Source organism: Streptomyces sp. NPDC093546, from assembly GCF_044765045.1.
Classification (GTDB): Bacteria; Actinomycetota; Actinomycetes; order Streptomycetales; family Streptomycetaceae; genus Streptomyces.
This window is the reverse complement of the sequence record NZ_JBIWJG010000023.1, coordinates 23,935-35,714: the sequence shown is the minus strand read 5'-3', so window position 1 is coordinate 35,714 and position 11,780 is coordinate 23,935. Positions and strand designations below refer to the sequence as shown.

Genomic DNA, 11,780 nt, shown 5'->3' with positions numbered 1-11,780 from the left:
CGCGTTGCCGCGCGATGGGCGGCCGGTGGAACGTGACTGGATACCTTCTTACGCGGGCTCACGCGATACGAAGTCACGGCATTCTTCAGCGAGTTCGTCGTGGCCCCGCCCCCGGGAATCCAAAGCGAATTCAAGGAGATCGACGCCATGATCAACGATCGGGAAGGCCGCGCGATAGTGCTCGGCGGCAGCATGGCGGGACTGTTCGCCGCGCGGGCGCTGTCCGAGACCTTTGCCGAGGTGCTCATCGTGGACCGCGACGAGCTCACCGGCCCCGGCGACCTGCGCCGCGGCCTGCCGCAGGGCCACCACCTGCACGGGCTGCTGGCCCGCGGCCAGCAGATCACCGAGGAGTACTTCCCGGGGATCACCGAGGAGATGAGGGCCGACGGCGCCCAGACCGGCGACGTCGCCGGCGACGTCCGCTGGATCATCAACGGCAAGCGCCTGGTGCAGGTCGAGTCCGGCCTGGTCGCCCTCACCTCCAGCCGCCCCTTCCTCGAGCGGCACGTCCGCGACCGGGTGCTGGCGCTCGACGGCGTCGGCGTCCTGGAGAACGCCACCATCCTCCGCCTGCGCACCGAGGCCGACGGCCGCGAGGTCACCGGTGTCGTCGTCACCCGCGACGGCGCCGAGGAGACCCTCGACGCCGACCTCGTCGTCGACGCCACCGGCCGCGGCTCCCGCACGTCGGTCTGGCTGGAGGAGCTGGGCTACGAGGCCGTGCCCGAGGAGAAGCACAAGATCGGCCTCGGCTACACCACCCGCTACTACCGCGTGCCCGACGAGGCGTTCGAGGGCAACATCTCCATCAACACCGTCGCCTCCGCCGGCATCCCGCGCGGCGCCATCTGCCAGAAGATCGACGGCGGCCGGGCCATCGTCACCGCGTACGGCATCCTCGGCGACCACCCGCCCACCGACCCCGAGGGCTTCCTCGGCTTCATCAAGTCCCTCGCCGCGCCCGACATCTACGAGGTGCTGCAGGTCTCCGAGCCGCTCGACGACCCGGTCGCCTACAAGTTCCCCACCAACCTGCGCCGGCACTACCAGCGCATGACGGACTTCCCGGCCGGCCTGCTCGTCATCGGCGACGCCGTGTGCAGCTTCAACCCCAGCTACGCGCAGGGCATGACCGTCGCCGCGATGGGCTCGCTCGTGCTGCGCAAGCACGTCGCCGAGAACCGCCGCCCGGACGCCCTCGCGTACTTCCGCGACCTGGCGACGGACGCGATCGACGGCTGCTGGGAGATGGCCGTCGGCGCCGACCTGAGCTTCCCCGAGGTCGAGGGCGAGCGGACCCCCGAGGTCCAGGCGGCCCACGCCTTCATCGCCCAGGTCCAGGACGCCGCCGCCCGCGACGCGGCCGTCGCCCGCGCGTACTCCCGCGTCATCGGCCTGGTCGACGCGCCGTCGGTCCTCCACGCCCCGGAGATCGAGGCCGCCCTCGCCGGACCGCGGAACTGACGGGCGGCGACCACCATGCAGATCACCCTGGACGACCTCGTCTTCGACGTCGCCGTCGACGGACCGCTCGACGGTGAACCGGTCCTGCTGCTCCACGGCTTCCCGCACAACAAGGAGTCCTGGACCGAGACCGCCCCCCTGCTGCACGCGGCCGGGCTGCGCACCATCGCCTTCGACCAGCGCGGCTACTCGCCCGGCGCCCGCCCCGCGGACGTCGACGCGTACCGGCTGCCGCACCTGGCCGCCGACGCGCTCGGCGTCCTCGACAGCCTCGGCGTCACGACCGCCCACGTCGTCGGACACGACTGGGGCGCCGCCGTCGCCTGGTACTTGGCCGCCAAGCGGCCCGACCGGGTGCGCACCCTGACGGCGCTCGCCATCCCGCACCTGGACGCCTACCAGCACGCGTACCGCGTCGACGAGGAGCAGCAGCGCAGCTCCCAGTACGTGAAGTTCCTCGTGTCGGACGGCGCCGCCGAGCACTTCCTCGCCGACGGCGCCGCGCAGCTGCACGCCTGGTTCACCCAGGCCGGGGAAGGTGTCCTGACGGACGCTCAGATCGAGCGGTACGTCACGACCCACACGCGTCCCGGCACCCTCGACGCGGCCCTCAACTGGTACCGCGCCAACGACCTCCTCGGCGACCCGCTCGACTTCGGCCCGGTCACCGTGCCCACCACGTTCGTCTACAGCCGCACCGACACGGCCGTCAGCGAACTGGCCGTCGAGCGGACCGCCCAGCACGTCACCGGCCCCTACCGGCTGGTGACCCTGGAGGAGACCTCGCACTGGCAGCCGCAGCAGGACCCCACCACCATCGCCGCCGAGATCCTCGCCCGCGTGCGGGCCCACGGCACGCCGGAGTCCGCGCCCGCGGCACCCCCCGCGACGTACTGATCCATCTGGCAGAAGAAGGGACCCCCTCTACTCATGTCCTCCAACACCGCACCCGCGGCGGAGTTGCGGGCCGGACCACGCGAATGGTTCGGACTGCTGGTGCTGCTGCTCCCGGTGACGCTGATGACAGCCGACCTGGGTGTGCTGTGGCTGGCCACCCCGTACCTCGCGGCCGACCTCCAGCCCAGCAGCTCCCAGCTGCTGTGGACCACCGACATCTACGGCTTCATGACCGTCGCCTTCCTGGTGGTCATGGGCACGCTCGGGGACCGGCTCGGCCGGCGACGGCTGCTGATCCTCGGCTCGATCGGCGTGATCGTCTCCTCGCTGCTCGCCGCCTACGCGACCAGCCCCGAGATGCTCATCGTCGCCCGCGGCCTCCTCGGCGTGGCCGGCGCCGCCGTCCTGCCGTCCACCCTCTCCCTGATCAGCCACATGTTCGCCGACGCCAAGCAGCGCGCCACGGCGATCGCCATGTGGGTGACCTCCCTCTCGGTCGGCATCGCGATCGGCCCCGTCATCGGCGGCGTCCTGCTGGACGTCTGGTGGTGGGGATCGGTGTTCCTCATGGGCGTGCCGGTCATGCTGGTGCCGCTGCTCCTGGCGCCCGTGCTGCTGCCCGAGTACCGCGACCCGAACCCGGGCCGTCTGGACATCGCCAGCGTCGTGCTGTTCCTCGCCGCGATCCTGCCGATCGTCTACGCCGTGAAGAAGTTCGCCGAGGACGGCTGGTCCACCGTCAACCTGGCCGCCATCCTCGCCGGTGTCATCCTCGCGGTGGTGTTCGTCCGCCGGCAGAACGGCCTCGAGTCGCCCCTGCTCGACATGCGCCTGTTCCGCATCCGCGCCTTCACCGGCGCGCTGCTGACGCTGCTGTTCGGCATGATGGCGCTCAACGGCGTCGAGTACCTGGTGCCCCAGTACCTGCTGGTCGCGGGCGGGCTGTCCCCGCTGGCGGCCGGACTGTGGCTGCTGCCCGGCGCGGTCGGCCTCATCGTCGGCTCCCAGCTGACCCCGGTGCTCGCCAAGCGGATGCGCCCGGCGTACGTCATCTCCGTCGGCCTGCTCGTCACGCTGGCCGGCTTCGCCCTGACCGCCGCCGCCGACGGGGACCGGGACGGTGTCGTGCCGGCCTCGATCGGCCTGGCGATCGTCATGTTCGGTGTCGCCCCGATCAGCGTCCTGGGCACGGCCCTCGCCGTCGGCTCGGCGCCGCCGGAGAAGGCCGGTGCCGCCGCCGCGACCGGGCAGACCGCCTACGACCTGGGCCTGGCCCTGGGCATCGCGGTCACCGGCAGCGTCGCCGTCGCCGTCTACCGCGGCGACGTCGCCGAGTCCGCCCCGGCCGGCATCCCGGCCTCGGCCACCGAGGCCGCGCGCGACTCGGTGGGCGGTGCCACCGCCGCCGCGGAGTCGCTCCCGGCGGAGCAGGCGAGCCAGCTCGTCGCTGCCGCACGCGACGCCTTCACCGCCGGGTTCCACATGACCGCCTGGGTCAGCGCGGGGCTCGCGGTGCTGACGGCCGTCATCGTCCTCGCCCTGCTCCGGCAGATCCCGGCGATCGGCTCCGAAGCCGCGCCGGAGGCAGCCGGGACCCCGGACGAGGCCGACGGGCAGACCGGTGCGGGGGCGTCCGCGGGCGCCCGCGAAGAGACCGTCACCACGGCCTGAGGGGACGACAGATGACCGAGAGCACCACTGCGCACGCCGCGGGATCGGAGTACGCCGAGCCGTTCCTGCTCGAGGTACTCGCCTCCGGCGGCCTCGACGCCGAGTACGTCCGCGGCGAGGGCAACACCCTCTATCTGCGCGGCGAGAACGGGGACGAGATCCCCGTCCTCGACTTCGTCGGCGGCTACGGCTCGCTGATGCTCGGGCACAACCATCCCGAGATCAACGCGTACGCCAAGGAGCTGCTCGACGGCGGGACCCCCGTCCACGCGCAGTTCTCCCGCCACCCGTACGCCAACGACGTGGCGGCCGTCCTCAACCGGATCATCCAGCGGGAGCGCGGCGACGACGAGTCGTACTACGCCATCTTCGCCAACAGCGGCGCCGAGGCGAACGAGGCGGCCATGAAGCACGCCGAGCTCGACCGCGGCCTGCGCGTGGCGGCGCTGGCCGAGGAGATCGACGGGCACATCACGGAGGTGACCGCGCGGGTCGCCGACGGCACCGCCGTCCTGCCCGCAGGCCTCGCCGACTCCGCGGAGGAGCTGGCCGCCGAGGTGCGCCGCCGCAACGAGGCGCAGTTCGCCCGGCAGCCGCTGTTCCTGGTGCCCGAGGGCGGGTTCCACGGCAAGCTCGCGGGCAGCGTCCAGCTCACCCACAACGAGGTCTACCGGCTGCCGTTCCGGGCGCTGGCCGCGCAGGCGCGGTTCGTGCCCCGCGACCAGCCGGGGGCGCTGCGGAAGATCGTCCAGGAGGAGCGGGCGACCGTCCTCGACCTGGCGGTCGAGGGCGGCGAGGTCCAGCTCGTGGAGCGGGACTTCCCGCTGTTCACGGCGTTCGTGCTGGAGCCGGTCCTCGGCGAGGGCGGCATCCACGAGCTGACCCCCGCGTTCGCGCGGGAGGTCCAGGAGGTGTGCGCCGAGACCGGGATCCCGCTCGTCATCGACGAGATCCAGACCGGCATGGGCCGCACTGGCACCTTCCTGGCCGCCACGCGGCTCGGTCTGAAGGGCGACTACTACACCCTCGCCAAGAGCCTCGGCGGCGGTATCGCCAAGGCCGCGGTGATGCTGGTCCGCAGGCCGCTGTACCGGGGGCAGTTCGAGCTGGCCCACAGCTCGACCTTCGCCAAGGACAGCTTCTCCTGCTTCGTCGCGCTGAAGGTGCTGGAGCTCATGGAGGCCGACGGCGGTGCCGTCTACCGCGCGGCCGCCGAGCGCGGGGAGCGGCTGCTCACCATGCTGCGGTCCGTCCGGGACGACTTCCCCGAGGTCGTCAAGGACGTCCGCGGACGCGGTCTGATGCTCGGGCTGGAGTTCCACGACCAGTCGGGAGCGGCGGCCGAGCCGCTGCGGCAGGTGGCGCTGAGCGGGTTCTTCGGGTACTTCGTGGCCGGACACCTGCTGCGCGCGCACCGCATCCGCGTCTTCCCGACGTCCAGCGCCGTCAACACCCTCCGCTTCGAGCCGTCCGTGTACCTCACGGACGAGGAGATCGGCCGGCTGGAGACGGGGCTGCGGGACGTGTGTGCCGTCATCCGCGACACCGACGGGGCCGACCTCGCCCCTCGGTGATCCATTAACAGACCGCCCGGTCTTGTTTTCCGGGTGAAGATCGCGCCTCCGCCCCGCCGTACGCACAAAAATCGCACATCGTGGCTACCGGATCCCGGTGGTCGGCAGCACTCCAGAGGGCTCGGACACTTCCCCCGTCCGGGCCCTCTGGCCTGCTGTTTTACGGTTCCGTCAGGGCTGTTGCGGCGGCCGCCGCCCCTGCCTGGGCGGCCTGCTCGCATAGTCGGTGGGCATAGGTCCTTTGACAAACCGGACTGCTGGTTTGTAATCTCACCGGCAAGTAGCAGGGCCGTCGGCTCGGACTTGGGGGAGACATGCGCTTTCGGATGCTGGGACCGCTCGAAGTCGCAACGGACGACGTACCGGTCCCCCTCGGGGGGACGAAACAGCGCGCGACCCTGGGCTATCTCCTGCTCCAGGCCAACCAGGTGGTCCCGACCAGCCGGCTCCTGTCGGCCCTCTGGAGCACCGACAACGCTCCCGCGACCGCCCGCAAGATCCTGCAGAACGCGATCTGGAGCCTGCGCGGCCTGCTGAGCACACACGCCCCGGCCCGCGGACCCTCCGCGGAGCTCGTCACCCGCGTACCGGGCTACATGATCTGCGTCGAACCGGACCGGGTCGATCTGCACCTCTTCCGCATGTGGGTCGCGCAGGGCCGCGCCAAGCTGGCCGCCGGCGCCCCGGACGAGGCCCTCACCCTGCTGTGCCGCGCGCTGGAGCTGTGGCGCGGCCCCGTCCTCGCCGACCTCGTCGAGATCGGCATCATGTGGCCCGAACTGACGGCCGTGCAGAACGCCCGCCTCGACGTCCTCGAGGACTACTTCGAGGCCCGGCTGAGCTGCGGCCAGCACTACGCAGTCATCGGCGAGATCGAGGCCACCGTGGAGGCGGAGCCGCTGCGCGAGCGCAGCTCCGGCCAGCTCATGCTCGCCCTGTACCGGTGCGGCAGACAGGCCGACGCCCTCGGCGTCTACAACCGCATCCGGGCCACCCTCATCGAGGACCTCGGCCTGGAGCCCGGGCACGAACTGCGCCGCCTCCAGCAGGCGATCCTCGCCCAGGACCCCGCCCTCGACCTCCTGGACGCCCCGCTGTTCGGCGGCGGCGCCACCCTCCGGCCCGGCCCGGCCGCGGCCGCCGACGGAGGCGCCGCGGCCCGGGCGGAGAGGCACCGTCCGCTCACCACGGTGTCATCCGCCGCGGCCGCCCGGGACCCCGGCCGGGCCGCACCGCCCGCCCTCCGGGCCGGCGCCCCGGCCGCCCCCGTCGCGGCCGCCGCCCCGGCCCCCGCCCGGCTGCGCCCCCTGACCGGGACGGGCACCCCCGGCCTCACCCCGGGCGCCGCCGCCCGGCAGGGCCGCGTCAACGGCGGCCCGCCCACTCCGCTCGCCGAGCGGACCGCCCCCGGCCGGCCGGTCGCGGCGCGCGTCGTGCCCCCGCCGCACGGTCCGCGCGCCGGAGCAGTCCAGACCCGTACGGTCCCGGCCGCCCGGCCGGTCGCCGCACGCCGTCCCGTCCCCGGACAGGGCGGTCGCACCGATCTGGTGACGGAGCGTCAGCGCCTGAGCGTCCTCCTCGCCCGCACCCGGGTCCCCGTGCCCGCGCCGGGCGGCGGCCTCACGGCGTACCCCGAAGAGGTCATGGACGAGCTGCTGGAGTGCGCCAGCGCCACCGCCCAGCGGCAGATCGAACGGTTCGGCGGCGAGCCCGTCGCCACGATCGGTCCGGTCACCCTCGGCGTCTTCCGCACCGAGAGCGACGACAGCTCCGCCATCCGCGCCGTCCGCGCCGCCGCGGCCCTGCGCGAGGCCCTGGCCACGGCCGTGCCCGGCGGCGGCGCCGGCGCGTACCCGGCCGGTCCGCAGCCGCGCCGCGGCGCCGTCCTGCACGCCTCCGTCGCCACCGGCCAGGCGCTCGTCCGCTTCCGGCCCGGGGAGGCCGTGCCGCCCTCCGTCAACGGCGCCCTCCTGGACCTGTGCCAGGGCCTGTTGAGCACCGCCCCCGCCGGCACCATCCAGGTCTGCGACGCCACCCGCGCGGCCACCGCGTCCGCCGTCGCGTACACCCCCGTGGAAGGGCAGCCGCGCACCTGGCGCGCCGTCGACGTCCTCGCCCACACCCGCTCGGCGCGCGTCCGCGCCATGTGAGCGGCCCGCCGGGGCGCCGGCCGAGCCGGCGTTCCGGCATCTCAAACGGACCACACAAATGGAATTGGCCAGGGGTTACCCGACGGTGGGAACTGGCCGATAACGTTCGGCGCCATTGGGGCTGAACGTCATGAAATCCACGCCACCTCCGCGTGAGGAACGGCTGTGGTTGTCGAGTTCCGTACCCATGCGGTTCGAACCCACACCCCCACAGCGATATCCGCAATTCCCGGACAGCACATCCTCACGGAGGTACACCGCAATGACCGGACTTTCTCGCCGGGTGTTCCTGCGAAACAGCGCAGTAGCCGGCGGCTCCGCCGCCCTGGCTCTCCCGGCGATCGGCGGCTGGGCGGGTGAGGCGTACGCCGACACGCCCACCCCGGCCGAGGACGTCGCCGGCGAGGCGCTCGTCAAGGTCACGCCCGACGACCCGCGCTACGCCTCGCTCGTCACCGGCGCCAACGGCCGCTGGATCGGCACGCCCGCGTACGTCCTCGTCGCCAAGACGGCCGACCAGGTCGTCCAGGCCGTGCAGGAGACCCTCGACCAGGGCCTGCGCTTCACCGTGCGCAGCGCGGGCCACTGCTACGAGGACTTCACCGCCAACCCCGAGATACGCGTCCTCATCGACGTCTCCGCCATGACGGAGATCGGCTACGACGCGACGCGCCGCGCGTTCGCCATCGGGCCCGGCGCCCGGCTCGGCAACGTCTACCAGACGCTCTACGACAACTGGGGCGTCACCCTGCCGGGCGGCACCTGCCCGTCCGTCGCCGTGGGCGGCCACGTCCCCGGCGGCGGCTACGGCCCGCTGGCCCGCTCGCACGGCGTCACCGTCGACCACCTGGCCGCCATCGAGATCGTCGTCGTCGACGCCAACCGCAAGGCCCGCAAGATCGTCGCCACCTCCGCCCAGGACGACCCGAACCGCGAGCTGTGGTGGGCCCACACCGGCGCGGGCGGCGGCAACTACGGCATCGTCACCCGGTACTGGTTCCGTACCCCGGGCGCGACCGGCGCCGACCCGGCCGCGCTCCTGCCGAAGGCGCCCCGAGAGCTGATCCTCTCCGAGGTCGCCTTCTCCTGGACCGGCATGACCGAGGCCGCCTTCAGCAGGCTGCTCTACAACTTCTCGGCGTGGCACGCGGCCAACCAGTCGCCCACCGCGCCGTACGCCAAGCTGTTCAGCGCCCTCAAGCCCCGGCACCGCTCGGCCGGCGAGTTCCTGATGACCACCCAGATCGACTCGGCCGTGCCGGACGCCGACCGGCTCCTCGACGAGTACCTCGCCGCGATCGTCGCCGGCACCGGCCTGACGTACCGCGTCGACACCCGCAAGCGCGTCGACTGGCTGTACAACGTGCTCAACTGGCCCGGCCTCGGCGGCAGCGGCTTCGAGGGCAAGGGCCGCTTCAAGGCCAAGTCCGCCTACCTGCGCAAGCCGTTCCCCGCGGCCCAGCTCAAGGCGTTCTGGAAGCACCTGACCCGCACCGACTACAACAACCCGGCCGCCCTCGTGGAGATCGCCGGCTACGGCGGCCGGGCCAACCAGCTCGCGTCGACCGCCACGGCCACCGCCCAGCGCGACTCGATCATCAAGATGCTCTTCATCGACCTGTGGGCCACCGAGGCCGAGGACGCCCAGAACATGGCCTGGGTGCGCGAGTTCTACCGCGACGTGCACGCCGCGACCGGCGGCGTCCCGCGCCCCGGCGGCGTCAACGACGGCGCGTTCATCAACTACGCCGACTCCGACCTGGCCGACCCTGCGCTCAACACCTCCGGCGTCCACTGGGGCACGCTCTACTTCAAGGACGGCTACAGCCGCCTCCAGACGGCCAAGCGCACCTGGGACCCGAACAACCTGTTCCGCCACGCGCTCAGCATCCGGCCCTGACCCCAGGGTCCCCGGCTGACGGAGCGGGCCTTCGGACGGCGAGGCGAACCCTCGGCGACCGGAGGCCCGCTCCGGCGTTCCCCGGCCGAGGGCGCAAAAAGAGCCGCCCCCTCCCCCCGTGCGAAGGGGGAGGGGGCGGCGGGCTTCCGCGTGCGGAACGGAAGAAGTCCCCTCAGTACCGGATCGGTCAGATGCCCAGGCCGGAACCCCCGCTCGCGTCGATGTTCTGACCGGTCACCCAGCGGGCGTCGTCCGAGGCGAGGAAGGACACCACGTCGGCGACGTCGTCCGGCTGGCCGACCCGGTTGAACACCGAGAAGCCGGCGGCGTGGGCCTTGGCGGCCGGGTCGGCCATCCACGGGTGGATGTCCGTCTCGATGGTGCCCGGCGACACCGCGTTGACGGTGATGCCGCGGGAGCCCAGGGTCTGGGCCAGCGTCAGCGTCAGGACCTCGACGGCGCCCTTGGAGGCCGCGTAGGAGGTCATGCCCGGGAAGGCCACCTTGGTGACACCGGAGGAGATGTTGATGATGCGGCCGCCGTCACGCAGGCGCTCCAGGCCCTTCTGGATGATGAAGAACGGGGCCTTGGCGTTGACCGCGAACACCCGGTCGTAGTCCTCCTCGGAGACCTCGTGGATGAGGCCCGGGCCGGCGATGCCCGCGTTGTTCACCAGGATGTCCAGGCCCGGGGTGTCGGAGTACTGGCCGATCCGGGCGTCGAACTCCTCCCACAGGGCGGCGGCGTCACCCGGGACACCGAGCTGCGACTGGAAGGCGAAGGCGCGGCCGCCTTCGGCCTCGATCGCGGTCACCGTCTCCTTGGCGGCGGCCTCGTCGCTCGAGTAGGTCAGCGCGACCAGCGCGCCCTCCTTCGCCAGCCGCTTGGCGATGGCACGCCCGATACCCCGGCTTCCACCGGTAACCAGTGCCGTCTTGTTCGTGAGGGCAGTCATGCAGGCAACTCCCAATTCTCTCGACCGTGGCGACCTCTGATGCCAGGGCCGCGAATGCGATCGTCCTCCGGTGCCCTCATCGCCCGCCCATTCCCGGCCCATCGCCCGGTCTGCGCACGCGATTGCCGAATTAGTCTCCGGCCATGACCTACGAACCCGTTCTCGTGATCGGCGGCACCGGAAAGACCGGGAGCCGCGTCGTACGGCAGCTCACCGAACGCGGCGTACCGGTGCGCTCCGCGTCCCGCAACGCCGAGCACCGCTTCGACTGGCTGGACGAGTCCACCTGGGGCCCCGCCCTTGACGGGGTCCGCGGCGTGTACATCGTCCAGCTCGACGGCGCCAACAAGACCGGCGCGTTCGTCGAGGCGGCGGCCCGCGCCGGGGTGGAGCGGCTCGTCCTGCTGTCCGCGCGCGGCGTGGACACCCCCGGCTACTACGGCTCCGCCACCGAGACAAGCGAGGACTTCCTCGCCGGTGAGGCCGCCGTCCAGGGCAGCGGCCTGGACTGGACGGTGCTGCGGCCCGGGTGGTTCGCCCAGAACTTCAGCGAGGGCTTCTTCAACGACGGCGTCCTCGCGGGCGAGTTGCGCCTTCCCGCCGGTGACGGCGCCGCCAGCTGGATCGACGTCGAGGACATCGCCGCCGTCGCCGTCGCCGCCCTCACCGAGAAGGGCCACGCGGGCCGTACGTACGAGCTGTCCGGTCCCGCGCCCGTGACGCTCTTGGAGGTCCTCGACCTCATCCGGGAGGCCACCGGCCGCACCGTCCGCTACACGCCGCTCACCGCCGACGCGTTCATCGCCGAGCTCGTCGGGCAGGGTGTCGCCAAGCCGGACGCCGAGCTGTGGACCGCGGCCATGCACCCCATCGCCCAGGGCTACGAGCGGAAGGTCTCCGACGGCGTCCGCGAGGCCCTCGGCCGTGAGCCGCGCGCCTTCGCCGCCTACGTGGCCGACGCCGCGGCGGCCGGAGCCTGGCGCGCCTGACGCGCCGGGGGAGCGGCCGCGCCCCGCCCACGGCGGGCGCGGCCGTTCACGCGGTCCACCGCACCGCGGGAGGCCTGACGGTGGTGCAGCGGACGGCGGTTCAAGGCAACCTCAAGAAGACCTGTAGCGGAATTTCCCACTATGAGTGGTATGCCGAGGCACGCACCCGGCGCACGG

General features: G+C 72.5%; 8 protein-coding genes. 7 read left to right on the top strand and 1 reads right to left on the bottom strand.

Annotation, left to right across the window (positions count from 1 at the left end):
- Window positions 1-147 precede the first annotated feature (147 nt).
- The 6 genes from ACIRNI_RS31185 (at window position 148) to ACIRNI_RS31160 (ending at window position 9,659) form a co-directional block, all read left to right on the top strand.
- Window positions 148-1,467, top strand: a complete 1,320-nt coding sequence (locus ACIRNI_RS31185; RefSeq protein WP_403556643.1) for an FAD-dependent oxidoreductase — start codon at window positions 148-150, stop codon at window positions 1,465-1,467.
- A 15-nt stretch (window positions 1,468-1,482) separates the two neighbouring features.
- Window positions 1,483-2,364, top strand: coding sequence for an alpha/beta fold hydrolase (locus ACIRNI_RS31180; RefSeq protein WP_403556641.1), 882 nt, complete (start codon window positions 1,483-1,485; stop codon window positions 2,362-2,364).
- Between the two features lie 33 nt (window positions 2,365-2,397).
- Window positions 2,398-4,035, top strand: a complete 1,638-nt coding sequence (locus ACIRNI_RS31175; RefSeq protein ID WP_403556639.1) for an MFS transporter — start codon at window positions 2,398-2,400, stop codon at window positions 4,033-4,035.
- 11 nt (window positions 4,036-4,046) lie between these two features.
- Window positions 4,047-5,609 carry an aspartate aminotransferase family protein gene (locus ACIRNI_RS31170; RefSeq protein WP_403556637.1) on the top strand — a complete coding sequence of 521 codons (1,563 nt, stop codon included), beginning with the start codon at window positions 4,047-4,049 and terminating at the stop codon, window positions 5,607-5,609.
- 314 nt (window positions 5,610-5,923) lie between these two features.
- On the top strand, window positions 5,924-7,759 hold the full coding sequence (locus ACIRNI_RS31165; protein ID WP_403556635.1) for a BTAD domain-containing putative transcriptional regulator: 1,836 nt from the start codon (window positions 5,924-5,926) through the stop codon (window positions 7,757-7,759).
- 262 nt (window positions 7,760-8,021) lie between these two features.
- Window positions 8,022-9,659, top strand: coding sequence for an FAD-binding protein (locus ACIRNI_RS31160; RefSeq protein ID WP_403556633.1), 1,638 nt, complete (start codon window positions 8,022-8,024; stop codon window positions 9,657-9,659).
- A gap of 187 nt (window positions 9,660-9,846) precedes the next feature.
- Here the strand turns inward: ACIRNI_RS31160 and ACIRNI_RS31155 are convergent, their stop codons facing one another.
- Window positions 9,847-10,614: an SDR family oxidoreductase gene (locus ACIRNI_RS31155; RefSeq protein ID WP_403556631.1), complete on the bottom strand. Its 768-nt coding sequence runs from the start codon at window positions 10,612-10,614 to the stop codon at window positions 9,847-9,849.
- A 143-nt stretch (window positions 10,615-10,757) separates the two neighbouring features.
- Between ACIRNI_RS31155 and ACIRNI_RS31150 the strand changes: the two genes are divergently transcribed.
- Window positions 10,758-11,603: an NAD(P)H-binding protein gene (locus tag ACIRNI_RS31150; RefSeq protein WP_403556629.1), complete on the top strand. Its 846-nt coding sequence runs from the start codon at window positions 10,758-10,760 to the stop codon at window positions 11,601-11,603.
- The last annotated feature ends 177 nt before the right edge of the window (window positions 11,604-11,780 follow it).